The organism is Streptomyces sp. NPDC127197, from assembly GCF_042672405.1.
GTDB lineage: Bacteria > Actinomycetota > Actinomycetes > Streptomycetales > Streptomycetaceae > Streptomyces > Streptomyces flavusporus.
On sequence record NZ_JBHXVG010000050.1, the window covers coordinates 1 to 25,713 of the forward strand.

General features: G+C 70.2%; 26 protein-coding genes and 1 pseudogene. 7 read left to right on the forward strand and 20 right to left on the reverse strand.

Annotated features, from left to right (window positions below; all coding sequences use genetic code 11):
* Positions 1–96 precede the first annotated feature (96 nt).
* Positions 97–237 (forward strand): annotated as a pseudogene (locus ACFVJQ_RS39960) (transposase); the annotation flags it as partial.
* Positions 238–318: 81 nt separating this feature from the next.
* Here the strand turns inward: ACFVJQ_RS39960 and secD are convergent.
* The 4 genes from secD to ACFVJQ_RS39980 form a co-directional block, all read right to left on the reverse strand.
* Entirely contained in the window at positions 319–2,571 is a 2,253-nt protein-coding gene (gene secD, locus ACFVJQ_RS39965) for a protein translocase subunit SecD (RefSeq protein WP_385790726.1), read from the reverse strand.
* A gap of 82 nt (positions 2,572–2,653) precedes the next feature.
* On the reverse strand, positions 2,654–3,061 hold the full coding sequence (locus tag ACFVJQ_RS39970) for a hypothetical protein (protein WP_385790728.1): 408 nt from the start codon (positions 3,059–3,061) through the stop codon (positions 2,654–2,656).
* Between the two features lie 114 nt (positions 3,062–3,175).
* Positions 3,176–3,841: a response regulator gene (locus ACFVJQ_RS39975; RefSeq protein ID WP_385512238.1), complete on the reverse strand. Its 666-nt coding sequence runs from the start codon at positions 3,839–3,841 to the stop codon at positions 3,176–3,178.
* Positions 3,832–4,788: a HAMP domain-containing sensor histidine kinase gene (locus ACFVJQ_RS39980; RefSeq protein ID WP_385512236.1), complete on the reverse strand. Its 957-nt coding sequence runs from the start codon at positions 4,786–4,788 to the stop codon at positions 3,832–3,834. Before ACFVJQ_RS39980 ends, ACFVJQ_RS39975 begins: the two co-directional genes overlap by 10 nt.
* A gap of 351 nt (positions 4,789–5,139) precedes the next feature.
* On the opposite strand from ACFVJQ_RS39980, the gene ACFVJQ_RS39985 reads away from it, so the two are divergent.
* Genes ACFVJQ_RS39985 through ACFVJQ_RS40000 form a run of 4 tightly spaced genes read left to right on the forward strand, consistent with a single transcriptional unit; the run spans position 5,140 to position 7,388 of the window.
* Positions 5,140–5,466, forward strand: a complete 327-nt coding sequence (locus ACFVJQ_RS39985) for a TraR/DksA family transcriptional regulator (protein ID WP_385512235.1) — start codon at positions 5,140–5,142, stop codon at positions 5,464–5,466.
* 46 nt (positions 5,467–5,512) lie between these two features.
* Positions 5,513–5,887, forward strand: a complete 375-nt coding sequence (locus tag ACFVJQ_RS39990) for a TraR/DksA family transcriptional regulator (RefSeq protein WP_385790731.1) — start codon at positions 5,513–5,515, stop codon at positions 5,885–5,887.
* On the forward strand, positions 5,884–6,705 hold the full coding sequence (locus ACFVJQ_RS39995) for a rod shape-determining protein (protein WP_385790733.1): 822 nt from the start codon (positions 5,884–5,886) through the stop codon (positions 6,703–6,705). Before ACFVJQ_RS39990 ends, ACFVJQ_RS39995 begins: the two co-directional genes overlap by 4 nt.
* A 59-nt stretch (positions 6,706–6,764) precedes the next feature.
* On the forward strand, positions 6,765–7,388 hold the full coding sequence (locus ACFVJQ_RS40000; RefSeq protein ID WP_385512229.1) for a hypothetical protein: 624 nt from the start codon (positions 6,765–6,767) through the stop codon (positions 7,386–7,388).
* Between the two features lie 193 nt (positions 7,389–7,581).
* Here ACFVJQ_RS40000 and ACFVJQ_RS40005 read toward each other — a convergent pair whose 3' ends face one another.
* The 5 genes from ACFVJQ_RS40005 to ACFVJQ_RS40025 are packed head-to-tail and all read right to left on the reverse strand — an operon-like array spanning position 7,582 to position 13,321.
* The gene (locus ACFVJQ_RS40005) at positions 7,582–8,295 is read right to left on the reverse strand and encodes a hypothetical protein (RefSeq protein ID WP_385790735.1); all 714 of its coding nucleotides are present in this window, start codon (positions 8,293–8,295) and stop codon (positions 7,582–7,584) included.
* Positions 8,292–9,767 (reverse strand): sensor histidine kinase, encoded by a 1,476-nt coding sequence (locus ACFVJQ_RS40010; RefSeq protein ID WP_385790737.1) that lies wholly within the window; start codon positions 9,765–9,767, stop codon positions 8,292–8,294. Before ACFVJQ_RS40010 ends, ACFVJQ_RS40005 begins: the two co-directional genes overlap by 4 nt.
* A complete protein-coding gene (locus tag ACFVJQ_RS40015) occupies positions 9,764–10,447 on the reverse strand; it encodes a response regulator (protein ID WP_385512224.1) in 684 nt (227 codons plus the stop codon). The genes ACFVJQ_RS40010 and ACFVJQ_RS40015 overlap by 4 nt, the downstream gene beginning before the upstream one ends.
* Before the next feature lie 40 nt (positions 10,448–10,487).
* A complete protein-coding gene (gene murJ / locus ACFVJQ_RS40020; RefSeq protein WP_385512223.1) occupies positions 10,488–12,143 on the reverse strand; it encodes a murein biosynthesis integral membrane protein MurJ in 1,656 nt (551 codons plus the stop codon).
* On the reverse strand, positions 12,140–13,321 hold the full coding sequence (locus tag ACFVJQ_RS40025) for a lipid II:glycine glycyltransferase FemX (protein ID WP_385790740.1): 1,182 nt from the start codon (positions 13,319–13,321) through the stop codon (positions 12,140–12,142). The genes murJ and ACFVJQ_RS40025 overlap by 4 nt, the downstream gene beginning before the upstream one ends.
* Positions 13,322–13,508: 187 nt before the next feature.
* Here ACFVJQ_RS40025 and ACFVJQ_RS40030 point away from each other — a divergent pair, with 187 nt between their 5' ends.
* Positions 13,509–14,699, forward strand: a complete 1,191-nt coding sequence (locus ACFVJQ_RS40030) for an Ig-like domain-containing protein (RefSeq protein ID WP_385790742.1) — start codon at positions 13,509–13,511, stop codon at positions 14,697–14,699.
* Between the two features lie 109 nt (positions 14,700–14,808).
* On the opposite strand, the gene ACFVJQ_RS40035 is transcribed toward ACFVJQ_RS40030, so the two are convergent.
* The 6 genes from ACFVJQ_RS40035 to ACFVJQ_RS40060 form a co-directional block, all read right to left on the reverse strand.
* Positions 14,809–15,012, reverse strand: coding sequence for an Arc family DNA-binding protein (locus tag ACFVJQ_RS40035; RefSeq protein WP_385512217.1), 204 nt, complete (start codon positions 15,010–15,012; stop codon positions 14,809–14,811).
* 125 nt (positions 15,013–15,137) lie between these two features.
* Positions 15,138–16,415 carry a TniQ family protein gene (locus ACFVJQ_RS40040; RefSeq protein ID WP_385790744.1) on the reverse strand — a complete coding sequence of 426 codons (1,278 nt, stop codon included), beginning with the start codon at positions 16,413–16,415 and terminating at the stop codon, positions 15,138–15,140.
* Positions 16,412–17,359 (reverse strand): AAA family ATPase, encoded by a 948-nt coding sequence (locus ACFVJQ_RS40045; protein WP_385790746.1) that lies wholly within the window; start codon positions 17,357–17,359, stop codon positions 16,412–16,414. Before ACFVJQ_RS40045 ends, ACFVJQ_RS40040 begins: the two co-directional genes overlap by 4 nt.
* A gap of 29 nt (positions 17,360–17,388) precedes the next feature.
* The gene (locus ACFVJQ_RS40050; protein WP_385790748.1) at positions 17,389–17,673 is read right to left on the reverse strand and encodes a hypothetical protein; all 285 of its coding nucleotides are present in this window, start codon (positions 17,671–17,673) and stop codon (positions 17,389–17,391) included.
* Entirely contained in the window at positions 17,654–19,900 is a 2,247-nt protein-coding gene (locus tag ACFVJQ_RS40055) for a transposase (protein ID WP_385790750.1), read from the reverse strand. The genes ACFVJQ_RS40050 and ACFVJQ_RS40055 overlap by 20 nt, the downstream gene beginning before the upstream one ends.
* Positions 19,897–20,658, reverse strand: a complete 762-nt coding sequence (locus ACFVJQ_RS40060) for a TnsA-like heteromeric transposase endonuclease subunit (RefSeq protein ID WP_385790752.1) — start codon at positions 20,656–20,658, stop codon at positions 19,897–19,899. Before ACFVJQ_RS40060 ends, ACFVJQ_RS40055 begins: the two co-directional genes overlap by 4 nt.
* Before the next feature lie 244 nt (positions 20,659–20,902).
* Here ACFVJQ_RS40060 and ACFVJQ_RS40065 point away from each other — a divergent pair, with 244 nt between their 5' ends.
* Positions 20,903–21,151: a hypothetical protein gene (locus ACFVJQ_RS40065; protein ID WP_385790754.1), complete on the forward strand. Its 249-nt coding sequence runs from the start codon at positions 20,903–20,905 to the stop codon at positions 21,149–21,151.
* A 227-nt stretch (positions 21,152–21,378) separates the two neighbouring features.
* On the opposite strand, the gene ACFVJQ_RS40070 is transcribed toward ACFVJQ_RS40065, so the two are convergent.
* From ACFVJQ_RS40070 to ACFVJQ_RS40090, 5 genes are all read right to left on the reverse strand, one after another.
* Positions 21,379–21,813 carry a heme-binding protein gene (locus tag ACFVJQ_RS40070; RefSeq protein WP_385790756.1) on the reverse strand — a complete coding sequence of 145 codons (435 nt, stop codon included), beginning with the start codon at positions 21,811–21,813 and terminating at the stop codon, positions 21,379–21,381.
* A 209-nt stretch (positions 21,814–22,022) separates the two neighbouring features.
* A complete protein-coding gene (locus tag ACFVJQ_RS40075; RefSeq protein ID WP_385790758.1) occupies positions 22,023–23,303 on the reverse strand; it encodes a YbfB/YjiJ family MFS transporter in 1,281 nt (426 codons plus the stop codon).
* A 494-nt stretch (positions 23,304–23,797) separates the two neighbouring features.
* Positions 23,798–24,103, reverse strand: coding sequence for a DUF1330 domain-containing protein (locus tag ACFVJQ_RS40080; RefSeq protein ID WP_385790760.1), 306 nt, complete (start codon positions 24,101–24,103; stop codon positions 23,798–23,800).
* The gene (locus tag ACFVJQ_RS40085; protein WP_385790762.1) at positions 24,103–24,789 is read right to left on the reverse strand and encodes a type 1 glutamine amidotransferase domain-containing protein; all 687 of its coding nucleotides are present in this window, start codon (positions 24,787–24,789) and stop codon (positions 24,103–24,105) included. The genes ACFVJQ_RS40080 and ACFVJQ_RS40085 overlap by 1 nt, the downstream gene beginning before the upstream one ends.
* 90 nt (positions 24,790–24,879) lie before the next feature.
* Positions 24,880–25,473: a TetR/AcrR family transcriptional regulator gene (locus tag ACFVJQ_RS40090; protein ID WP_385790764.1), complete on the reverse strand. Its 594-nt coding sequence runs from the start codon at positions 25,471–25,473 to the stop codon at positions 24,880–24,882.
* Positions 25,474–25,713 lie beyond the last annotated feature (240 nt).

Sequence of the window (25,713 nt, forward strand, 5' to 3'; positions counted from 1 at the left end):
AGCCACAACGGAGATCCGGTCGACCGTACGCGCAGCCATACCCTCAGTGTTCCGCCAACTCCCGCTAACCGAGCACTAATTGAAATACAGGTCCCAGGAAAGATCGACAACTGCCAGATCGGGGTGTTCGCCGCCTACGCCACCCGCTCGGGCCGGGCCCTGGTTGACCGGGAGCTCTACCTGCCAAAAGCCTGGACATCCGACCCGCAGCGGTGCCGGGCGGCGAAGGTTCCTGACGAGCGGGGCTTTGCACCAAGGGCGAGCTGGCCCGGGACATCGTGCGCCGCTGCATCGCCGGCAGCCTGCCCGCCGCATGGGTCACCGCGTGGCGGGATGAGGCGCATGGGTGTGGTTGTGGATCTCGATGGCGAGGGGTGTGGCGGTGAACATGGAGGAGTAGGTGCCGACCGCAAGGCCGATGAGGAGGGCGAGGGCGAAGTCGGTGAGGGTGTCGCCGCCGAGGACGGCCAGCGCGGTGAGGATGAATGCCGCTCCCATGCCTGTGTTGACGGTACGGGGCAGAGTCTGCAGAAGTGCCTGGTTGCTGATGCGGGAGAGCGGCGCCTTGCGGGCGCGCCGGCTCAGTTCCCTGATGCGATCGAAGACGACTACGGAGTCGTTGACGGAGTAGCCGATGACGGTCAGGAGCGCGGCGAGGAAGACGCCGTCGATGGGTTTGCCGAGCCAGGCGAAGATGCCGATGAGGATCACGACGTCGTGGGCCAGGGCGGCGACCGCGGCGGTTCCGAACAGCCAGCGGAAGCGTGTCGCAAGGTAGATGAGCTGGGCTGCGAGGGCGACGGCGAGGGCGATGAGGGCGCCGCGGCGTAGCTCATCGCCGAGGCTGGGGCCGACAGTCTCGTCGCGGAGCTTGTCGGCACGACTGGTCAGATCACGGATGGCTTCGGTGATCTCAGCCGCCTGCGCGTTCGTCAGCGGGCTGGTCCGTACGGTGAGTTGGTTGTCACCGGAGGTCTGGACAACGGCGCGGGGAAAGCCGGCGTCGGCGAGTGAGGCGCGGGCCCGGTCGGGCTCGACGGGGGTGGCGGTGGTGTATTCGATGAGACGTCCGCCGGTGAATTCGATGCCGAAGTCGAGGCCGCGCAGGGCGATCCCGGAAGCGGCCAGGACGAGGGCGGCGGCGGAGGCGGCAAGCCATCGGCGGGGGTTGCGCATCAGGTTGGGGCTCGTGCGGGTGAGGCAGTCGCGGATGGTGCCGGTGTGCGCGATGCCGGAGAGGCAGGGGCGGCGGCGTACCCAGGGGCGGGCGGCGGCGTAGCCCGCGAGCACGCGGGTGATGACCAGGGCGCTGAGCATGGATGCGAGGACGCCGATGCCCAGGGTGACGCCGAAGCCGCGGACGGGTCCGGAGGCGAGGAAGAACAGCAGGCCGGCGGCGATGAGGGTGGTGATGTTGGAGTCGGCGATCGCGCTGAAAGCGTTGCGGAATCCGGCGGTCAGGGACGAGCGTGGGGTGGGCCTGTGGTGGGAGGCGTACTCTTCGCGGGCGCGTTCGAAGACGAGCACGTTGGCGTCGACTGCCATGCCGATGGCCAGGACGAACCCGGCGAGTCCGGGCAGGGTGAGGATGGCGCCGAGGGCGGCCAGGGCGGCGTAGGAGATGAGGCCGTAGCAGGCCAGGGCAATGGTGGCCAAGGCGCCCATGAGCCGGTAGGCGGCGATGATGAACAGCGAGGTCAGCGCGGTTCCGACGACGGCGGCCCAGGCGCTGGCTGTGATCGCCTGCGCGCCGAGGGTGGGGCCGACAGTGCGCTGTTCGACGGTCTCGACCGGCACGGGCAGGGCGCCGCCGTTGATGAGCAAGGCCAGTTCTCTGGCTTCGCTGTCGCTGAAGGATCCGGTGATCTGTGTGGAGCCGCCGGTGATGCCGGAGCCGCAGGCAACCGATGGGTCGACCTGCGGCGAGGAGATGATCTTGTTGTCCAGGACGATGGCGACCCGGCGGGACGGATCACCCGCCGGGTGGCAGGCGGCCTCGCTGGTCAGGCGTGCCCAGCCGTCGCGGCCAGGGCCTTTGAAGTCGACGGTGACGTGCCATCCGGCGCCGCCCTGCTGGTCGAAGCGGGCGGCGGCTTCTTTGACGTCATTGCCAGTCAGCGAGGCTGCCTGAAGGCGCAGGAGTTGGCCGGCTTCGTCGGGCAGAACCTGCTGGCGGGGCCGTTTGGGCAGCGGTTTGGGCATGTCATCGGTGCTGGATGCGGTGCCGAGGACTTGGTGGAAGGTGAGCTGGGCAGTGCGGCCGAGGACGTCGGCGGCCTTGGTCGGGTCCTGCACGCCGGGCAGTTCGATGACGATGCGGTTGCTGCCGGAGCGGGCGATGGTGGGTTCGGTGACACCGAGCGCATCGATACGGCCGCGCAGCACTTCGACGGTGCGGTCGGTGGCGTCGCTGTCGGCGTCGGCCGTGGCGGTGGGGCGGGTTTCCAGGACGATCTGCGTGCCACCGCGCAGATCAAGTCCGAGGTGGACGGGTACCGTGAGCGCGACGTACAGCGACAGGGCGACGGCAGCGAGAGCGATCAGCCCTCTGATGTGCAGGGTTCGGTTCACAGGGGGCCTCCGGCAGGCACGCCGCGGCCAGGGGCATGTGACCGCGGTCGGGGAAGAGAAGAAAAGAAGAGGAATGAGGGGCTCAGGTGCCTGGACGTTGAGGCGGTGCCCGCATTCGGTGGCGGTCCGTCGGCTGTGCGGAGGCGGACGGGCGCACCGCGGTGGGTGGCGTGGAGGTCGACCGCGGCGGGCTGTCGGTCATGTGGCCCAGCGCGAGGGTGGCGGGCGACGGCGAAGGATGCTCGCCGGGGGTGTCGCGCTCGATACGTGCCGCGGCACTGCAGACGGCGGGATGCCCGTCGTCTGCGGAGCAGCATCCGCTGCCGGCCTGCACGGCCGCGGGAGCCGCCACGCCGTCGGGCCTGCCGGGGGGTGTGCTGCCGTGTGCTGGTGGGCTGAGCTGAGCGGTGAGGACGGCAAGAAGGACAGCGATCACCGCTGCCGGCCCGAGGCCACGCGCGCACGGGACGGTGTGCGAGGAGCGTGCCATGCGCCGTCCCCTTCTTTGTGTCGTGGTGGCTGGTCGGGAGCGGCTGCGGGCCTCAAGGCCTCGGCTGGGGAGTGGGCAGCCGGAGCCTTGAGGCAGTCGGGAAGGGGTCGGCGGTCAGGGTTCGATGAGGCCGGCCCGGATGGCGTAGCGAGTGAGCTCCAGGCGGTCGCGAAGGCCGAGTTTGTGCAGGAGGTTCTCCCGGTGCCGGTGGACGGTCTTGATGCTGATGAACAGCATCTCGGCGATCTCCTTGGAGGAGTGGCCTTCGGCCACGAGCTTGAGCACCTCCTCTTCTCGAGGCGTCAGGACCTGGTCGCGGGGTTCCTCGCCGTCGCGGACGCGGTCGAGGTAGTTGCGGATGAGGGCAGTGACCGCGCCCGGGTAGAGGAAGGGCTCGTCGCGCATGGCGGCCCGGCACGCGGCGACCAGGTCGCGGTCGGCCACGGACTTCAGCACGTATCCGCTGGCGCCGGCCTTCAGCGCCTGGAAGAAGTACTGCTCGTTGTCGTGCATCGTCAGCATCAGGACGCGCACGCCGGGCTTGAGTGCGAGGAGTTCGCGGGCAGCTTGCAGACCGGTCATCCGGGGCATGGCGATGTCCAGCACGGCCAGGTCGACCTGGTGGGTGCGGGCCAGGGCGATGGCCTCCGCGCCGTCCCCGGCTTCGGCGACGACCTCGAGGCCCGGTTCACGGTCGAGGATGAGCCGTACCCCGCGTCGTACCAGGGCGTGGTCGTCGGCCAGGAGAATCCGGATCGTCGGTGTCTCGGTCATGGCCATGACTTTCTGGGGACGGGCACGGTCAGTCGGACCTGCGTACCGGCCTTCGGCCGGGAGGTGATGTCGAGCGTCGCCCCGATGAGCAGGGCCCGCTCGCGCATCCCGCGGATCCCGGCGCCTTCGCGCACGATGCCGGCCCCGCGGCCGTCGTCCGCGACGGCCAGGACCACCGCGCCATCGGCATGGCGCAGGCTCACCTCCACCCGGCCGGCCTCGGCGTGCCGAGCGACATTGGTCAAGGCCTCCTGGGCGACGCGGTAGAGCACGAGTTCCGTCTGCTGATCCAGCGCGGGCAGGTCGGTCTCGAAGCGGCGCAGCACGCGCAGTCCGGTGTGGGTGGCGAACTCGGTGGTCAGCGAGGTCAGGGCACTGACCAGGCCGAGATCGTCCAGCACACCCGGGCGCAGTCGGCGCACCAGACGGCGGACCTCGTCCAGGCTCCCCCGGGTGATCTCTTGCGCCTGGTGCAGTTCACCGCGCAAAGGTTCGGCCGCCTCGTCCGCCGCCCGCTTCAGCACCAGCAGAATCGCGGTCATGCTCTGGCCGACCTCGTCGTGGAGTTCCTGGGCGATGCGGCGCCGCTCGGCTTCCTGCGCGAGCAGAACGCGGGCGCTGCTGGCGGCCCGCTCGTGCTCGAGGCGCTCGACCATGGCGTTGAAGGTGCGGATCAGTTCGGCGATCTCACCCCGGCCGTGCTCCGGCAGCCGCTGGCCGGGGCGCAGGAGGTCGACGGTGGTCATCAGCTTCGTGAGCCGGTCCAGGGGGGTCAGCCCGATCCGCAGCAGGGCCGCGTTGGCGACCAGCATGACGGCCAGGCCAGCCACGAGGATGGCCGCCTCGGTCAGCAGGACCGGCACGGAAACGGTCACCGGGGCCCACAGCAGCAGCGCGGTCGCAGTGCCCAACACCACTGCGTTGAGCGCGAAGATCCGCCAGAACAGGGACACCGGAACAACGCCTTTCCTTGTGGGACACGGCTGTATCTCCACTGTCGGTCACCGCGCACCCCGTGCATGAGCTGCTGCCACTGCTTTGGACCGGCCTGCTGCCACCCTCCTCCATCCCGCCCGACCCGTCGATGGGTTCCAATGCCCATTTCCGCACCCTGGCCTGCCCATGCCCCGATGGGCTCCGGGATGCGCCGCAGATGGGTATCGCGCCCGATGGGTTTCGCCCCGCGCATCGACCACGGTGAGGGCATGACCCACCCACCGTGGTCCCACCTCCACCCGGCCCTGAGGCTTCGCGCCTCAGATCGGTTCCCTACGCCACCCGCCTTGTCGAAGTAAGGACACACCATGTCGCTCGATACGCCCCGGACCGAACCCCGTCGTGAGCGCATGACGGCGCACGAGGCCCGTCAGCGTCTCGAACACGAACGCAACTCCCGGCTGACGCAGCTGCAGGCCATCGACGAGACCAGGCAGAACGCGGAGGAACAGGTGATGGCTGCGCAGAAAGACACCATCGCGCGGGTCCTCAACGAGATCGACGCCGCTTCCACCCGCATCCAGGACGGCAGCTACGGAATCTGTCAGGGCTGCTCCAAGCCCATCCCCGTCGAACGCCTGGAAATCCTGCCCTACACACGGTTCTGCGTCCCCTGCCGGCACAACGCCACCTGACCAGTGCCCGCCCCGTCTCCGTCCGCTGCCCTGCCTGAGGGGTGAAGTGGTGAACCACCAGATCATCGACGACCGCAACACGACCCTGTCGGTCGAGGAGCTCGCCGCGCTGCGCGAGAACCTGCACGAGCAGCGCCTTTTCCGCCACGAACAGCTGCAGCAGCTCTCGGCCGCCGCCATGAATCGCACTCAGGCACTGCTCGACCGGAGGGCTGCCTCCCAGACCGAGGTCCGTGTCAAGCTCGCCGCCTCCGCCCGCATGGTTCTCGCCGACGTCGAAGCGGCCCTCACACGCATGGACCAGGGCCGCTACGGAGCCTGCCACCTGTGCCGCAGGCCCATCACCCGGGAGCGGTTGATGATCGTGCCGCAAGCCCGCTACTGTGCCCGCTGCCAGCAGGTCAGGGAGGCCGGCCGGTGACCACACCCCGCTCCCATGCCGTGACTGCCCCGCACCGGCCCTGGCCCTTGTACCGTCAGTGCTCCGGCATCGCCCTCGACCTCGGCAGCGCCCGCACCCGAGCCTGGATATCCGGCCGAAGAAGCCTCCTCGACGTGCCCACGGTGACCTTCCCCGGTGATGGCGTCATCCACCCCATCCAGCGCGGCACGATCGTCGACACCCCCGGAACCGCACAGATGCTCGACCGGCTGCTCGGTCACCACCTGCCCCGCTTCGGCCGCCGCCTGATCGTCCTGACCGCCCCCGTACTCGGAGGAGTCGCCTTCCGGACCGAGGCACGAACCGCAGTCGAGGTACTGCGGCCGCACGCCGTGCTGACCATCCCCACCGCCCGCGCCGTCGCCATGGCCGCCGACGCCGATCTGACCCGTCCCCTGCTCGTGGTCGACATCGGCGCCCACCTCACCGAGGTCACCCTCCTCACCGACGGCGCGGTGACCGACGCCCGCCACACCGCCCTGGGCATCAGCGACCTGGACAGCCTCACCCCGCCCACACAGATCGCCGACGCAGTCGTCGCGATGGTGACCACCATGCTGGAACAGGACCACACCACCCAGACGCTCGACGCCCTCCAGCGGGGCGTGCTCCTGGCCGGCGGCGGCGCGCTGCGCCCCGACCTCACCTACCGCCTCACCCGACAGCTGCACGCCCCCGTCCGGCCCGTGCCCGCTCCCCACACCGCAGCGGTCCGCGGCGCCGCCAGACTCCTGGAGGCCGCCCGCACCCATCCCTCGACCACCAGGACCCCCGAACCCACCGCGCACCCCCACTGATCAGCCGCCCTCGTCCCCACCATCGGCCCTGGCACACGCTGCCATCTGAAGGAGACACCGTGGCCCAGAGGATCCCCCCGGCACAGCCGCCCCCCGAAGAACTCCCCCGCCTCCTGCTGTGGCGATGGCGCCGCAACCCCCTGCGCCGTCGCTCCGACCTTGCGCAGACGTGGATCGCCCTCGGCCTGTTCCTGACCGTCCTGGCAACCACACCCGCCGCCACGTTCCTGGTCGGCGACGGCGCCTACCGCCATTTCCAGCAGACCGCCCGGCATGAGGCCGGCACACGGCACGACACCCTCGCCGTCCTCGTCCAAGACGCCCCCCGCCACCCCGAACCGGGATCCGACGAGGCAAAGGAGACCACGTACCCGGTCACCGTCCGCTTCACCGACCCCCACGGCCAGACCCGCACCGCAAAGACCGACGTCGAACCCGGCCTGCCCGCCGGAGACACCTTACGCGTATGGATCAGCGACGAAGGAAAGATCACCGACCCGCCCCTCACCCCGGAACAGGTCCGCAGCCGCACCATGGGCTGCGCTCTCCTTGCCGCAATGGCCGTCCCCCTGATCGGCGCCGCACTTTACGGCTACGCCGGCCGCAGGCTGGAGCGGCGCAATCTCGCCGCATGGGACAAGTCATGGGCCCAAACCGCCCACCGGTGGACCACCTCCCCATGACACCCGAGACGCCGCCTTCTGCGACGTCGGTGATCAGGCCACGGCGCACCTCGTCAGAGTCGACAAAGCGGGCCCGGTGCTTCGCTGCCCGGCGGTGAACGCCGTGGTGGCCGCCTCCGTCACAGGCGCAGGATGACCAGAGCGGTGTCGTCGGTGGCACCGGCATGCGGGATGAGCGGCACGATGCTGACGCTCATGACAGTGATCCGAAAGCGGCCCGAGGTCTCCACGGAGGACTTCCGTCGCTTCGTGACTCCCCCCACGCGTAAACGTGCGGGCTTCCTGTGCCGGTGGCTTGAGGCAGCGAGGGCCGGAGGGTCGGCCGCGGCAGGACGCCGTGGTCGACATCGGCGTCGCAAGAGGTCCGCTCCAGCGCCCCGTCGTCCCCTCTGAGGTACACCGAGGTCTGGCCATCGGCGTCCCGGGAGAACGCGATCGTGCAGACCAGCTGCCGTATCGCGAGGTCGTCGAGGGTGGCGAGCGCGACCGGCAGGGTGACCTCGACCCCGCCCTGCTCGGGCGGCAGGGTGCGGACGGCCGGGCCCCCCGGGCCGAGCGCGGGCAGCCCGTCGATGAGTCCGGCAGCGCGTTCTTTTCCGTACGGGCCGCCGAAGAGTTCGGTGACCGCCCGGGCGGTCGCATCCTCCGGCTCCTCGGGATCCCTCGTTCCGGCGGGCCCGTTCTGCGGCATCTCCTCTGCGTCCCCTTTCGGGTCGCGGATCACGGGAACCAGCTCCTGCTGCGGGGTGCGGAAGAACAGCACCAGGCCGTCCCCGCCGTGCGGGAAGACCTGGATCGTGGGCGGGCCGCCCGCCTCGATGACGTCGGTCTCCTGGATGCCGCAGCCGGTGAGCACCGCGGCGGCCAGGGCGCTCAGTGCCGCGGCGGCGGCGCGCTGACGTCTCATCGGGCGGTCCCTCGCGGGTACAGGGGCATCTCCACGGTGAAGAGCGCGCCGCCGCCGGGGGTGTTCGCGGCGCGGACCGTGCCACCGTGCAGCCGCACGTTCTCCTGGGTGATCGCAAGCCCGAGGCCGCTGCCGGCCGAGCGGGTACGGGCGGCGTCGGCCTTGTAGAAGCGGTCGAAGATGTGCGGGAGGACGTCGTCCCGGATGCCGGGACCGCTGTCCTCGACCTCGGTGACCAGCATGTGCCCGCCGTCCGTGCGTACTTGTGTGCGCAGCCGTACGGTGACGGGCGCGCCGCCGTACCGGAGCGCGTTGCCGACGAGGTTGGCGACGACGATGTCGAAGCGGCGCGGGTCGAGCCGGACCCGGATACCGTCGGGCAGGTCGGTGCGGATCCTGTCGTCGGTCCAGTGCCGGCTCTCCAGGGTCTTGCGGATGGTCTCGGCCGCGTCGACATCGTCGGTGTTGAGTTCGGCCGCGCGCGCGTCGAAACGGGAGATCTCCATCAGGTCCTCGACGAGCACGGCGAGCTTCACGGTCTCGGTACTGATCAGCCGTACGGCGCGGGCGGTGTCGGGGTCGAGACGGCCCGCGTCCTCGTCGAGGAGTTCGGTGACGGCGAGCATTCCGGCGAGCGGGGTGCGCAGCTCGTGCGAGACGTCGGAGGCGAAGCGGCGGGCGCGGGCCTCGGCCTGGCGTAGTTCGTGCACGGAGTGCTCGAGCTCGGCGGCGGACTCGTTGAACGTACGGGCCAGGTCGGCGAGTTCGTCGCTGCCGCGGACCTGGATCCGGGTGTCGAGGCGGCCGCTGCCCATGTTGCCGGCGGCCTTGCGCAGTTCGCGTACCGGACGCAGCACGCTGCGGGCGGAGAGCAGCGCCGGGACCAGGGCGATCGCGAGGCCCGGCAGAGCCCCGTCCCTGGCCGCGGTGAGCAGGGCCTCGACGTTGGCCTGCTCGTCGCTCATCCGCATCACGGCGAACAGCACGAGTCCGCTGGGCAGCACACCGTTGACGCCGATCTTGAAGACGGCGGGCATGCCGATGGTCAGATACGGGACGCCGTCCTTGACGATCCGCTCGAAGCTCCCGTTCGGCTGCCTGTGGGCGGCGCGGCGCAGCTCGGGGGTGATCACGGTGGAGGCGGGGCTGGTGCCGGACGAGACCCGCATCGAGCCGTACTCGGCGAAGACGACCCACGGGTGCGGTTTGCCCCTGCCGGCGATGTCGCGCAACACGGACTGGAGCGATGGGCCGCCTTCCACGGGCAGCGAGAAGCCGAGTTGCTGGACCTGCTCGCGGAACGACGCGACTGCGGTGTCCTGTGCGGTCTCGAGGACGGCGTTGCGCGCCTCTCGGAAGGTCAGCGCGGCGGTGGTCCCGGCGCTGACGACGGCCACCAGCAGGAACGCGAGGACGAGCCGGGTGCGCAGCCCGAACGCGGCGATACGCCGTCGGCCGGCGCTGCCGTTCACAGGGGTCCGAAGCGGTAGCCGAAGCCCCGCAGGGTCTGGATGTAGCGGGGACGCCCCGCCTCGTCCTCGATCTTGTTGCGCAGCCGCCGTACACACGCGTCGACCAGCCGGGCGTCGGCGTGGTAGCTGTGCTCCCACACGTGCTCCAGCAGCTGCTGTCTGCTGAACACCTGCTCCGGCGCGGCGGACAGGTGCAGCAGCAGCTTCAGCTCGGACGGCGCCAGCGCGAGCCGCCGCCCGGACTTGGCGACGGTGAGTCCGGCCCGGTCGATGGCGAGCTCCCCGTGGTGCTCGACGGCGGGCCGCCCGCCGGCCGGGTCCTCGATCCGGCGCAGCACGGCCCGGATCCGCGCCTCGATCACTTCCGTGCGGGCCGGCTTGACTATGTAGTCGTCGGCGCCCGCCTCCAGTCCGACGACCACGTCGAAGTCGTCGCCGCGCGCGGTGAGCATGATGATCGGCAGCTGGGTGTCCTCGCGCACCCGCCGGCAGACCTGGACGCCGTTCATCCCGGGCAGCATCAGGTCGAGCAGCACGAGGTCGGGGCGGAATTCGCCGAGCGCGGCGAGCCCCGCCTCACCGGTGGCGGCGGAGCGCACCTCGTGGCCGCGGCGCCGCAGGCCCAGCTCGACCCCTTCGCGTACGGAGGCGTCGTCCTCGATGAGGAGCACGCGTGGCATGAGTGGATTTCCCCTCGGATTCGTGTCGGCCGGGTTCGGGTCAGCGCCGGGTGAGGCGCCGTCGGGCGCCGGTGATCAGGGCGTGGAGTTCGGTGAGCCGCAAGGGCCGGGCCAGCAGGGCGAAGGTGAGCGCGATGACCGGCGCACCGGCTGCTGTCGCCGCCAGGGGCCCCAGCGGGTCGGCGCCGCGCGCCGCGAGGTGGCCGAGCAGTCCGGCCGGGACCGCGGCGAGGAGCAGCCGGGCGTGCGCGCCGGCGGCGGAGCGCCACAGCCGCGGCGCCGGTGGGCGCGTGCCGCTGAGACCCGCCAGCCGGCGGCGCAGGGCGTACGCCGTCATGAGCCAGCCCGCCGCCAGCGCCAGCGAGTACGCCCCGGCCATGCCCGTCACTGTCCAGCGCGCCGGGAGCAGCAGATACGCGGCCGTGGACAGGCCCGCGTTGAGCCCGGCGATCACCAGGTTGAGCAGGAAGGGGGTGCGGGTGTCGGTGAGGGCGTAGAAGGTGCGCGAGAGGACGTACTGGCCGGACAGGGCGATCAGTCCGGGCGCGAAGGCCATGAGGATGCCCGCCATCGCGGCGGTGTCGGCGGCGTCGGTCCTGCCGTGGCCGAAGACTAGGGCCATCACCGGCCTTGCGAGGGCGAGAAGCGCGCAAGCGGCGGGCACGACGGCGGCCGCGCTGGTGCGCAGGGCGTACGACACGTCGCGCCGCAGGCCCGCCGCGTCGCCGTCGGCCGCGGCGCCGCTCATTCGCGGCATGAGCGCGGTGACGAGCGAGACGGTGACGATGCCGTGGGGTACGGCCCACACCAGATAGGCGTTGTTGTACGCGCTGAAGCCGGCGCCGCCGTCGATGCCCCCGGCCGCCGCCCGTGCGCCCGCGGCCGTCGCCAGCCGGGTGGTCACCCAGTACGCGGCCTGGTTGGTGAGCACGAGCAGCACGAGCCAGCCCGCCGAGCGCAGCGGGCGGGTCAGTCCGCTGCCGCGCCAGTCGAAGCGGGGCCGCCAGCAAAAGCCGGCGGAGCGCAGGGCGGGGACGAGGGCGAGCGCCTGGACGGCGATGCCGGCGGTGGTGCCCCAGCCGAGCAGCGCGGTCTCGCCGGGGGTGAGTCCGCCGCCGTACCCGGTGGCCAGGTACAGCCCGAACACGGCGATGACGACGACGTTGTTGAGGACCGGTGTCCACATCATCGCCCCGAACCGGCCGCGCGCGTTCAGCACCTGCCCGAGCAGCGTGAAGAGTCCGAGGAAGAAGATCTGCGGCAGGCAGTAGCGGGCGAAGGCGACCGTCATGGCCTGCTGGCCGCCCGTGTAGTCGGTGTACGCGGCGACGATCGCGGGCGCCGCCAGGACCGCGGCCGCGGTGAGCGCGAGCAGGGCGGCGGCGCAGACGGTGAGCAGCCGGTCGGTGTACGCGGCACCGCCGTCGTCGTGCTCCTTGGCGGCCTTGACCAGTTCGGGCACGAAGACGGCGTTCAGCGCACCGCCGATGAGGAGCATGTAGACGATCGTGGGGACGGTGTTGCCGACCGCGTACCCGTCGGCGGTCAGCCCGACGCCGAGGGCGGCGGCGACGACCGCGGACCGTACGAATCCGGTGGCGCGGGAGACGACCGACCCGGCGGCCATGACGGCGCTGCTGCGCAGCGTGGACGGCCCCCCGTCCGTGGCCCGCGAGGCGACGGAGGTCGCGCTCATCGGCGGGCCAGGTACGTCTGGAAGGCGCGGTACAGCGTGTGGTTGGCGGTGCCGCCCAAAGGTCTCTCCCACTCCCCCAGCGTCTCGACGACCTGCCCGCCGGTGCCGAGCTTCCAGCGCAGCAGCCCGTACGCGCGTTCGGCGGGGTCGACTGTGGAGGGTACCCCGCGCATGTCGTACACGTCGGCCCCGAGCGCGTGCGCGTCGAGCAGCATCCGCCACTGCAGGGCGTTGGACGGGCGGACCTCGCGGCGGTGGTCGGCGGAGGCGCCGGTCTGGTACCAGACCCGGCGGCCCGCCGTAATCATGGTGTGGGCGGCGAGGACCTCGCCCTGATGGCGGGCCAGGTAGAGCTTCATCCGGCCGGGTTCCTCGGCGTTGAGGGCCTCGTACTGGCGCTGGTAGTACGCGAGCGAGCGGCCGAGCCGGAAGCCGTCGCGCTCCTCGGTGATCCGCAGCAGCCGGTAGAACTCGGGGAGTTCGGCGGCGCTGCCGACGACGACCTCCACGCCCGACTTCCGGGCGCGGCGGACGTTGCGGCGCCACTCCTGGTTGAGGCCCGTCCACAGTTCGTCGGGGGTGCGTCGGGCGAGCGGCACCTGGAAGACATGGCGCGGCTGCGCGTCCCCGTCACCCGCACCGTCGTCGCCGCAGCGGCGCCAGCCGCGCGCCCGCAGCCGCTCGGCGACCGCCGTGCCGAGCGGGTCGACCTCGCAGGCGAGGACGTCGGTGAGGTGTCTGCCGGGGCCGGTGAGCGACTTCAGACGTGCGGCGTTCCAGCGGCGGTAGGCGGGCGAGGGCCCGATGCGCACGGCGAACGCGCCCGCGGCGCGCAGCTGGTGCAGCAGCGGGGTGAGCCAGCCGTCGATGTCCGGGTCGGCCCAGTCGGCGACGGGCCCTTCGGGGAGGTAGGCGAAGTACTTGCGGGTGCCGGGGAGTTGGCGCAGCAAGGCGAGCGCAACCCCGGACAGCCGCCCGGCCTGCGGGTCCGGGCCCCAGCCCAGCAGCTGGGCCCGCCAGCCCTCCTTGACCCGGGCCCAGGACGGGTATTGGAGGAATCCGGCGCCGAGTGCGGATCCGGCGGGGGAGTTCAGGAAGGCGCGGTAGGTCACGGCGGTGATGACAGCCAGCCGTGTGTCCTGGCCGCGACCGGCGTCCGTCACAAGCAGCGCTGACACGGTGTGAGCCTCTCTCTGGGGAACGCGGAGGATGCTTACAGCCGCACGTGACCGTCCAGCGCGGCGAATGTGACCGGACCATGACCGTGCCGCTCCAGTCGCCGTCACATGGCCGTTATGGCGCTCACCTGCCGGTTCCCCGGTCCTAGAGTCGCGGCAACTCCCCTGCTTTCGACGGAGGTTTGTTGTGCACCGGATACATGTACGTGCGGTGGCCGCGGCGATTGTGCTGGCCTCGCTCGCCGCCTGCTCCCCCTCCACCGAGGGCCCCGCGCGCACGGACGACGCGCAGGCGGTCGCCGACCGCGACGACCGCCCTGTGACCGTCTCCGTCACACCGAACGGGAAGCGCGCCAGGGCGGGCGAGCCGGTCAGGGTCACCGCATCGGGCGGCAGCCTCACCTCGGTCACGGTCACGGACGCCGACGGCCGTCCGCTCGCCGGCCGGATGTCGCAGGGCGGCACGGCATGGACCTCGTACCGCAAGGCGGTGCCCGGCACCACGTACGCGGTCACGGCGGCGACCCGTACCAAGGGCGGCAGGGCCTCCTCGACACACGCGTCGTTCACGACGGCCGAGGCTCGCACGGTCAACAAGGTCGACTGGCGGCCCGGCACCGGCACGACGGTCGGCGTCGCCCAGCCGGTCTCGCTCGTCTTCGACAACCCGGTGGCGAACAAGGCCGAGGTGGAGAAGCAGCTGAAGGTCACCACGTCCGACGGCACCGAGGGCTCGTGGGGCTGGCTCAAGGACTGGTCCGGCAGGGACAGAGTGGACTGGCGGCCCAAGGAGTACTGGAAGCCGGGCACCCGCGTGAGACTGCACGCCGAGCTGAACGGCACGGACTCGGGCCCGGACGGCGGCTGGTTCGTCCGCGACTACACGGCCTCGTTCGCCGTCGGCGCGCGGCAGATCGTCAAGGTCGACCTCGACCGCCACCGGCTCACGCTGGAGCGCAACGGCACGGCGGTACGGGACATCCCGGTCTCCGGCGGCACGCCCGGCGGCGACAAGCGCTCCTGGCGGGGCACGGCCGTGCTGATGGCGAAGGAGGGCACGATCCGGATGAACTCCGAGACGGTCGGCCTCGGCGATGCCTACGACAAGATGGTCGACTACTCGATGCGGCTGACCTGGTCCGGGATGTACGCGCACGCAGCGCCGTGGAACGCGCGGTACTTCGGCACGGCCAACCGCGGCTCGGGCTGCATCGGTATGAGCGACGCCGACGCGGCCTGGCTCTACGGGCAACTGCGGCCGGGCGACCCGTTCGAGGTCAGCGGCGCGGACACGAAGGGGACGGTGGCACCAGGCAACGGCTACGGCGCGTGGAACGTGCCGTGGGAGGAATGGCGGGCCAAGAGCGCGCTGAACTGACACCCTCACCCCGTGCCCTCGGCCTGTCCCAGGCACTCGAACCACACCGTTCTGCCCGGCCCGGCCGGCCGCGGCTCCGCCGGTCTTTCCGGGCAGGGAGCCCGGTCCTTCAGGGCCGGGGGGAATTCCCGCTCCCGCGTAGCGGGGCAGGAGTAGCCGAATCACCTTCAGGGCGATTCGGCGTCTCGCCCGACTGGACGGCGCGTCGCACGACGGCGACCAGCCAGGAATTCAGGGAGCGGTCATCAGCGGCGGCAGCAACCTTGGCGCTCTCGTACAGGTCGTCGGGCATGCGGAAGTTGAACTTGATCACACGTCAAGTATGGCCCCACAATGGGGCCATGTCCAGGTTTCGGATGTACCCCACGCATGAGCAGGAGCAGCAGATGCTGCTGCATGTGACTGCTCGCGATAGTTGTCACTTCGCAGTGCTGGTTGTCACCAGATCGTCTTCCCTGTGACGTGGACGAGGTCTGTGGCGCTCGCGATGTAGGTCCTGCTCCCTCTCCATCTTGGTTTGTCGCGGACGGCCAGAAGGCGTCGCAGTGGCTGCGACAGGGGCATGGCCGGTGAGTTTCGGAGCGTGCCTGCCATTTCGGGCTCTCTAGTCTGTGCTGCTTGGAAGACCGGTCGGATGGCGTCGAAGACGTCGTCGTCTTCCGTGGCGAGGAGGCGATCGGCGATATGCAGCACCGCCCCTGCGGCGAATGGGTCATCCGGGAGGGTGCTGAAGGCGCGGGATGTGTGGCGCTTGCCTCCTCTGGCCCGTAGCTCGTTGCAAGTGGTGCGGCAGTCTGTGGCGGCCTGGTCGACGGCGTTCTTCATCTCCGCGGTGGCGGCGAGGTCCTGGGTGGCCGGCCAGGACAGCAGGACCAGTGCGCTCATGACGCGGAGGTCCATGAAGTAGTGGACGGTGGGCACGAGCCAGCCGATGCTCTGTGTGCGGTGGGGGTCGAGGAGGTCGAGTATCTGCTGCTGCAGGCCGAGCAGTTCCTTCATGGTCTGCTCGTCGTGAGCTGCCGTGAGACGCGCGGGTTGTGCGAGGTCGGCGCCGCAGAGGAGGGGGCGGTCGTTCGGGCCGGTGCCGATTCGGGATGCTCGGCACTGGGCGGGGTGGATGCCTTCCTCCCCGGGGCTGGGGATGAAGCTGAATCTGCTGCCGCCGAGCGCGGCCTGGCCGCAGGCGGGGCAGTGGTTGATCAGGAGCCGCTGGTGTTCCACGCAGGCGAAGACGGGCGGGAGTCTCCAGGAGCGTCTCCAGCTTCCTCCGTGCCGCTGCTGGATGGGGCTGTTGTCGTCGCCGCGGAGGCATTGCGGGCAGTATCGGGTCCAGCGGGAGTAGAGCCCTGGATTGTTGTGGAGCATCCTGGCGGAGTTGCCGCGGCGGGTGAGGTCCTCGTTGAGTGGGCCGTAGTGCCGCCCCAGGGCCGCGAGGAACAGTTGGTCGGCCTCGTCCGGCGTGAGCCGGGTGACCCGGGCGAAGGTGCGGATGCGGTCCTCGCCAGGGCGATAGAGGAGGTTAATCGGCAGGCTGCGGCCGGGGTACGCGGGAGCATGGCCGCTCCCGGAGGGGAGAAGTCCGGTCCTTTTGGTGATCTGGCCGGGCGAGGTGCCCAGCCGGTGCGCGAGCCGCAGCAGGTAGCCGGCCACCGATTCGTCGTGGAGTGGTGCGAGGCTGCGGGGCAGTGGCCGGGGCTCGTTGTGAGGTGTACTCATGCGTCGGCTGCTGGTGGTGTGCCCTGGTCGTCGAAGGCCTTGTTGCGGCCCCTTGAGGGCTTCTTCGGCGTTTGAGGAGGGGACACGTCCTTGGGGATCTCGGGGACTTCGCCGGCGTCCGGGTCACGGTCGGCGAGGTTGCCCAGCCGGATGGGGATCGTGGCCAGTTGCTCGGGTGTGAGTTGCTCGGCGCCGGACTCGATCGCGTCGGCGCAGCCGTCCTCGATGAGCCGTTTGAGCAGGCCGACGATGCCGCGGGTGCGGTCGTAGAGGTACTCGGGCATCTCGCCATCGGTGAGCATGCCGGCCCAGGAACGGAACAGCCGGAGCCGGTCTTCGATCCCGGCCAGGTGGTCGAGGAAGGCGGTCATGCCTTCGGTGGTGTCGTAGTCGAAGGGGTCGAGATCGACGAGGTCGAAGCGGCGCTCGGTCTGCGTGGCGGCCGTGGGGTTGAAGCTCTTGCCGGACCTGACCGGCGGGATGATCAGCTGGCCGGTCCGGGGGTCTGGATAACCTCCCCTGATTAGACCGGAGCTGGGGATGTCGACACCGACGAGAACCAGGGTGACGTTCAGGTCCATCAGTTCGCGGATGAGATCAAGGGTGTCCTGGTCGTCCTCGCGGTGGAGGCGCAGGCGGGTGATGTCGTCCAGCAACAGGGCGGTGGTGCGGTGGTCGCGCAGGGAGTCGCGGACGGCGCGGATCATGCCGTTGAGGGTCTTGGGGTGCGGGGCGCCGAAGTAGTCGAGGACGGCCGTGCAGAGCCCTTTGGGAGTGGCCCGAACCGGGGTGCGGCAGTAGGCAACGGGGACGAACAGGTCGCGGGTGCCCTCGACGGGCGGAGGCAGGAGCTGGCGATGCAGATCACGCCAGACGTCCTCGAAGGCGGCCGCGGCGGCGCAGGCGGTTTCGGTCTTGCCGAGGTAACCACCGCCGCTGATCATCAGGCCGTCGCGGGTGCCGGGCTCGAAGTTCAGCGCGTTGTTCCGCAGCCGGTCCGCATGAGCCGGGTGACCTTGGCGCTCATCGGTGTTTCCAGCAGCCCGATGTTCATGTGGGTGGCGGTGCGGTGCAGGTCGTGCAGGGCCTGCCGACGCGGGCTGAGGGCGGTGTATTCCTCGACCGAGAGTCTGGGGGCCGGGATGAACTGGTCCCGTTGGTCGCGCCACTGACGCCAGCCCTCGTAGTGGGTGCGGTCCGGCGGTGGCCCGGCCCGCAGGAAGGGGACGATGCCGCTCTCATCTGGTGCATCCGCCATCGGGCGGCTCCTCCTCGTCGTCCTCGGGCAGCAGGAACAGGTCACGCGCGCGCAAGGACGCGCCAAGGGAAGGCGGCGGCGTGGGCCTTGCCCGGACGGCCTGTTCCCGGCGGTGGCGCCGGGCGCCGGCGATGCTGGCGTCCGCCTCCCGGGCGCGTTCCGGCCAGCGCAGCGGGGTCACCACCGCCCCGGCCGGGGATGGGCGGGCCGTGCTGTGGGGGCGGTCGGCCTGGGCGGCGCTGGCCTGGGTGACCTCGCGGGCGTGCTCGGTCCGTGCGGACTTCGGCATCTGCGTCTTCCACTGGCTCACCGGGATGCGGGAGCCGAGCAACTCCATGAGGACGGGGAGGAGTTCGTCGTCCGTGCGGGGCCTGAGGCCACTGGCTTCGGCCTGTTGGAGCAGTTCGCGTACTCGTGCGTCACCGAAGGCGGGTGCTTGTCCTCCGGGCGGCAGCCCGGTCCAGGGCAGGGGGTGCCAGTCGTGGCTGAGCGGGTCCTGGAAGAACACGGTGCGGCGGTCCCTGGGGTCCCGGCGGACGACCCAGGAGCCCTTGCGCCGGCCGCCGCGTGCGGAGCGCTGGCCGCGGTAGGGGTCCAGGGCCGGTCCGTCATACCAAAGTCCGCGGATCTTCACCCCGCGCCGGGGATCGATCTTCTGAACGTAGTGGACGGGCAGCAGTTCGTAGAAGAGCTCCGGCGAGGGGATCTCCATGGCGAAACCGGCCTGGGCGAACGAGGCCGCGAACAGTGAGTTCGGGCTGTGGTCGCCGCCGGGGTCCCAGCTGGGTGCGTACTGGCCCAGCCTGCGGCGCTGCCAGACGGACACGATCCAGGTGGCGATGAGGTGTTCCATCTCGTCGATGGTCAGCACCGCGTCGCCGTCCGGGTCGGCGCCGCGGTCGGCGGGATCGATGCCGGTGTAGCCAGGCAGCTGCTCGAACAGCAGCGTCCTGACCGCGCCGAAGGCGCGCTCGACTGCGGCCTTGTCGGTCGGCCGCAGGATCCGCGAGGGCAGGACGTTGCAGCCCAGGACTCGCTGGGCGTCGACCAGATGGTGGTTGCGGTAGACCGAGCCGTGATCGGTGGTCACCGTCTCCGGGGCGAAGAACGGCAGGCCGGCGACCCTGTGCCCGGCAAACTCGGCGACCACCGCGGCGGGCAGGCCGGGATAGGGCCATTCCAGGTCCGCGCCCCAGTCGGGCCGCATGGGCAGCGGCAGCATCACGTCCCGCAGCAGCATCGCGACGTCCACCGACGTGTCGGAGACGAGGGTGAGCCGGAAGGCGCAGAGCGAGTGCGTGTGGACGTCCATGGCCAGGGTCAGGTGGACCTTGACCGGGTCACCGAACACGCTCTCCCGGACCATCACCGGCAGCACCGTGGTGTCGAGCGCGACCACCTGGCCGGGCCGGTGGACGAGCACATGCCCGTTCTTCACCGGCAGTTCGGCCGAGCGCGCATAACGCTGGCGGGATCCGCCCGGGCCGAACCACTCGCGCCATACCGTGCGCAGGGTGTTGTAGCTGGGGACGGTGACATCGCGGTCGGGGAAGGTTTCGCGTACGTGCTGGTGGATCATGCGTTCGCGGGTCCGCATGGTCACCCTCGATCGGTGCAGGGTCTCCGCGCGGACCGCGAAGACCGCCTCCCGGATCTCCTCGGTGACACTGGGGTGCCCACCGCTCTCACGCAGCCACCGCTCGTCCGCGCAGCCCACCACACCCGCCTCCCGCCGGCGGGCGTCCCAGCGGATCAGCGTGCGATAGCCGACCCGGTCCAGGCCCAGCAACCGGGCCTGCTGCCGATCCATGGCGGCCAGTTCGACAGCCTTGGCCTTCCGCCGGGCGGTCAGGGTCGTAGTGGCCGGGTCGTACTGCGGCTTCGGCTCACCCGGGGCAGGCCGAAGCGGGTCCCCGCTGCGGAAGCCGGTCTCCACCTCCAGCAGATGAGCCAGCCGCAAGGCGGCGATCTCCCGCTGCCCGGGTTCCAGATCCCGCAACGTCTTCGGCTGACGGCCCCGGTCGGCGCCACGAGCCGCCGTTGTCGAAGCGGGGCGGCAGCCGGGGTGGTTGGCCAGGAACCGGAAACTCACCCGCTGCCGGTTGCCATCCTCCCCGACGAGCTGAACCCGGCCCAGCTCCGGCTCCCGGTGCTCGACCGTCCACTGAGCGCCGTCCAGCACCAGTACGGCCCCGGGCGACAGGTCCAGGACCGCGGCCGCCCTCACCGCGTCCGTCCCGCAGGGTTGATCACCATCGAGCGGTCGCCGAACGGCCGGCTCAGATCGGCTCCGAGCGTGCGGTGCCAAAGCAGGTGCAGCAGCTGGGCCCGGCCCAGCGGGGGAAACGGCGCGGCCTCCGCGAGTTCACCGAACGTCCCGCCGCCGCAGGCGGCCGCCAGCAGAACCGGACGCAACCCGAACGGATCTGACAGCGGCCGCCGTTGAGAGGAGTACACATCCACCGCGGCGGCGACGTGTTCCCTCCAGCCAGCCGCGACCACATAGCGCCAGCCGCAGGCCAGCGCGACCTCGGCGGCCGCGGCAAACGCCACCAGATCGTCCGGTCCGATGAGCGGCTGCGGCCGGACGTCGACCAGCCACATGCCTGTCCGGGTCACCGCCAGGAAGTCCGGGATGTGCGCCCGCCGACCGGTCTCGGTATCGAACCGCAGTCGCATGGGCTGCGAGACGACGTCCACCAGGTCGGCCGCGAAGTCCATCGCCAGCAGCACACGCGCCTCTTCCAGGCTCTCAGCCCCATGATGGCGCCCCGTGCTCACCAGGAAATGCAGGCCGGGGCGATGGCGCTGAGCCCGGCGCCACGAGAATCCACGCATCGGGCTTCCGCCCGGCACCATCGCCGCCTGCGCCAGATCCCGGATTGCGCACGACACCTCCTCGCCCGCCGTCCGCAACGTTGCCGTCCAGCGGCGGGACCACCCCGGTCCCAGAACCAAGGCATCCCGTCCCGCGGCCACCGACACAGGAACAAGCAACTCGTCCCACCGGCAGCGGTGCGACCACAAGGCCCCACCCAGGGCCGCGGAACCGGCAGACCCTTGCCCACCAGCACGTACTTCGCCCACACGACCAGATAATCGGCAACACGGCGAAGAGGAAGCGGTTGTCCAGAGTTGGTGACAGCAGGACCGCGAACCGCCCAGAAATGTCAATCAGTACGCATCCACTGGCAGCGGCTGCTGCACTCCGTCCCGCGTGGATGTCTTGGTGGCACCTTTCGCAGGCTACGAGGGTCTGGGGCCTCCACCGGCCACCCCGGCTGCAGGCCGGCTGGGGCGGCTGGAGCCGGGCACGGTGATCGAGGTCGACCGCAAGGTCGACCAGAGCGGCATCGCGAGCCTCGGCAAGGTCGCGGTGACGATCGGATACGAACTGGCGAACCAGCGCGTCATGTTACGCCTGGACGGACACCGTCCGTCATGTCCGACTGGGTACCGGCGCACCCGATCGGGATGATCGGCCGCGTTGCCTTACACGTGCGCGAGGCACTTATACGATGGTGCAGTCGAACGAGAAGATCACCCCGGCGGGAGACCTGTTCGACCCGCACGTTCCATGATCGGTTGAGATGCGGCTTCTGAGCGTTCCGGTTGGCGGACATTGAGTCACCGCGCATGCGGCCGAAGCAAGGACCGGCGGGCGTAGCCGCCGTTCCAGGGCCCGGGCCCTGGAAGGTGGACGGGTCAGTACGCCTGGACGGCGGCTTCGGCAACGCGGACGTCCTGGTCGACGGTGCCGCCGGAGACGCCGACAGCCCCGGCCACGCGGCCGTCCGCGTCCACGATCGGCACCCCGCCACCGAAAGAGATCAGACCGCCGTTGCTGTGCTCGATACCGTAGACAGGACCGCCGGGCTGCGAGATCTCCCCCACGGCTCCGCTGGGCCTCGAGAAGAGTATCGAGGTCTTGGCCTTCTTCAGGGCCAGGTCGATCGAGCCGAGCCAGGCGTCGTCCATCCTCGTGAAGTGCAGCAGGTGGCCGCCGGCATCGACAATGGCGATGTTCATCGCGGTTCCTATCTCCTCAGCTGCACTCTGACCGGCGGCAGCGAGGCGAGTTGCGATATCCAGGGTGATAGTAGACAAAGTGAATCCTTTCGTTGGGGTGAGTCGTTGCATGCGGTGGCTGGCCGCAACGTTCCTTGGGGGGCAGCCCCAGGAACCCCGCACTGGCCGGATGTGACACTTAAGGGCGTGAGTTGAGCTCGGAGACTTCCTCAAGGACAAGCGGGCGCAGATCGCCCCAGAGCAGGTCGGGCTGCACGCCGTGGGCAACCCTCTCCGCGTTGATGGGACTTCCTGGATTCGGCCAGAGCTGTGCTTCCTCCTCAGTTGCTCCGGTTTTGGAGGGCGCGGGGAGCATGAGTGTGTGAGGGGCGCGGCGTGGGCAGCTTGTGTGTCAGGCGGGAGGGTTCGGTCATGTGGCCCAGCCGGTGGGGGTAGCGGACCCTGAGCGCTGCGGCCGCCGCGGTCGCGGCTGCCAGGATGACGCTTGCCAGCAGCAGGGAGGCTGAGTAGCCGGTTCCCAGCAGAGGCTGGGAGATCAGGGGGCCGATGATCTGCCCGATTCCATATCCGGCCGTCAGCAGTGCGATCGCGCGCGGGACTTGGAGGTGTTCACCGAGGGCCAGTGCCAGGGAGACGATGCCCACGAATGTGCCGCCGAAGGCGGCCGCTGCGACGAGCGCGCTGACGCTGCCGGGAATGAGTGCGGTGAGGGCGATACCCGCGGCCTGGAGCATCAAGGCGGAGGCCAGCAGGGTGGGGCGGCTCCAGCGTCGGGCCAGGGACGTCCACAGTGCCGAACCGGGGATCGCGGCCAGTCCGACGACGACCCACGCTCCTGCGCCGACCCAGCCGGGGGCGTCCTGGGTGATCGAGGCGACGAGGAAGGTGCCGGCGATGATGTAGCCGATGCCTTCGAGGGTGTAGCTGAGCGCCAGTGCGGTGAACCACCGGTGTGTACGGGGGCGGGTCTTCGCCGGGCCGCCTGCTGTCTGCGGGGCCTGCGGGGCGGGCGGGTCGAGTTTCCAGGAGGCTGCGGTCAGCAGCAGCGTGAGGACGGTCGCGATCCACCACGCCGTACGCCAGGTCGAGATTTCGCGGACGGCCAGGACCAGCACTCCCGAAAGCACGATTCCCGCACCGATACCGCCGAATCCCCAGCCGATCAGATGCGGGGCCGATCGGCGCAGTCCGGACAGCAGTGCGCCGACCGCGTAGACGAAGGCGAGCGCGCTGGTGAACCCGGCGATGAGGCGCAACCCCGACCAGAGGGTGACGTCCTGGGTTAGCGGCATCAGGGCGAGAGAAGCAGCCATCACGATCAGCGAGGCACGCATCGCCAGGCGCGAGCGGACCAGTCGGGGTGCGAAGCTGCCGGCCAGCGCGCCGGCCAGGTAGCCGACATAGTTGGCCGTCGCCAGGTTCGCCCCGCTCGTGGCGGAGAGGCCGGCCTGGTCGTGCATCAGCGGCAGGATCGGGGTGTAGACGAAGCGGCCGACCCCGGTACTGGCGGCCAGCGCAGCAGCCCCCTGGGCGGCTATGACCCAGGGTGCGGGTCCAATAAGCAGGCGTTCGGCCGAAGCTCGTTCAAGGGTGAGAGTCACGGAGAGTCCTGTCTTTCTCGTAGTCCTGGCACTGTGCGGCCGGATCGGGCGGCGGCATCTTCGGCGCCAGGTCCGCGGCGGCATCGCCACGAAAGACCCTTCGCGGCCCATGGGTGGCCTGAAGCAGGGTTGAGAGCTGGGATCTCTGACATTCAGGTCACGGCGTCATCTGTGGGGTGACGGCTCCGGTGACGGGGGTGTCACCGTCGAGGAACTTCGACCATCACGCGGTTGAGGGAGGGGCTGGTGCGGCCCGGCAGCGATGAACGCGGCGGCGTCGCCACGGGGCACATCGCCGTACTCGACCGCCGATCCAGCGGTGATGAGGCTGGTGTGGTGCGTGTCGAGCAGAGTGCTGTGCCTCATGATCAGCCGGGTGAGGCCGGTGCTGGAGTTGGTGATCAGGTCGCCGCTGACTTGTGCGGTGCCTGAGGCTCGACGGTGCCGGTCTGCGCCGCACTGCGGTGCAGACCGGCACCTCTGGCCGAGCAGTCTCAGCGGCCTTGGGTGTCGTCGAGTCCTTCGACGATGAAGACGCGGTAGTCGGCGCCGGCTTGGCGGTGGGGCAGTGCTGCCTGGTAGGCCGGGCTCTCGTACCAGGCCCGCGCGTCCTGGGCGCTGGGGAAGCGGTGGATGAGCACTCCCTCGAACGCGGTGCCTTCCAGAGTTTCGATCGCCCCGTACCCCACGACGGGTGTCAAGTCGTGGCCGGCCCGGGCCGCCCGGGCCGAGCTGGCGTAGAGGGCCAGCTCGTCCGGGTCGGTCACGCGCTCGCGGAGCATGACGACGTAGGCGCTCATCAGCTGGCCTTGGTGACCAGCTCGATCAGGGCGTCGGCCGCGGGGGCCGAGGAGGCCGGGTTCTGCCCGGTGATCAGCAGACCGTCCTGCAGGACATAGGGCTGCCAGTCGCCGGCCTTGGAGTAGACGCCTCCGAGCTTGGTGAGTTCGTCCTCGACCAGGAAGGGGACGACGTCGGTGAGCTGGACGGCATCCTCCTCGGAGTTGGCAAAGCCGGTGACGTTCTTGCCCTGCACCAGCGGGGTGCCGCCCTCGTTGACGACGTGCCGCAGCACGCCGGGGGCGTGGCACACCAGTCCGACCGGCTTGCCGGAGCGCAGGGTCGTTTCGATCAGCCGCGCGGAGTCGGCGTCCTCGGCCAGGTCCCACAGCGGTCCGTGCCCGCCGGGGTAGAACACCGTGTCGAAGTCGCCGGCCGAGACCGCCTTGAGGCGCACGGTGTTGGCCAGTGCCTGGGTCGCCTCCGCGTCGGCCTCGAAGCGGCGGGTGTCGTCGGTCTGGAAGCCGGGCTCGTTGCTCTTGGGGTCCAGCGGCGGTCGGCCGCCCTTGGGCGAGGCCAGCGTGATCTCCCAGCCGGCCTCCTTGAAGCGGTAGTACGGCGCCGCCAGCTCCTCCAGCCAGAACCCGGTCTTGCGGCCGGTGTTGCCCAGCTCGTCGTGCGAGGTGAGAACGATCAGAACCTTCATGACACACTCCTTGGTGAGTGAGTAGACCAGTCTACTATCAATGGGTGAAAGGGGTCCCCATGACCGGACCGGTCATGGGGCGCGGGGCTTCTACAGGTGCAGCAGCCTGCGAGTTGTCGCTGTGACGGTGTCCAAAGGGGCCAGGCTGCGGTGGATCTTGGCCATGACACTTGCCCCGAGCCACATGTCGTACAGGGCCTGTGCGACATCGCGAGCCTCACCGTCGACCGAGAGAGAGCCGTCCTCCAAGCCTTCGGTGATCGTCCGCTCGATGCGGTCGACGATGGCACTCGTGCCTTCCTTCAGAGCCAGGCGCATCGACTCGGACAAGTCCGCGACCTCGGCGCCGAGTTTCACGGCCAGGCACTTGCCCTGGCACTCCTCGACGCTCTGCGCCTGACGCCACTGCTGCCAGTAGGCCATCAGCCGCTCGGCCGCCGACCGACCGGGGCGGGCAAGGACAGTGTCCATGTCCGTGACGTAGTCCGCGAAGTAGCTCTGCAGGATCGCTTCACCGAAGGCGTCCTTCGAGGCGAAGTAGTGATAGAAGGACCCCTTCGGTACGCCGGCCTCCGCGAGCACCTCATTGATACCGACAGCCGAGTAGCCCTTGCGGGCCATGATCCGCTGGGCGGTGTCGAGGATGATCCGACGGGTGTCTGTGTTCCGTGTGGTGACCGGCATGGGTGAAACCATAGCAGTCGAGTAGACCAGTCGTCTAGAGGTAGCTGATCGGCTGCATCGGCACGGGACCGCACGATCCGGTATGACCCGCCCTACGCCGAGCTGTCCTTCGGCGGCGAAGTCAGTCGTATGAAGTGCGCTGATCTGGGCTGACTGGGTTGGATGTCAAGGAGATGCTGATCCGTTGGCCTCCTGATTGTCTGCTCGTGCTGGCGCCGTTCGGGATCGTGCGTATCTGAT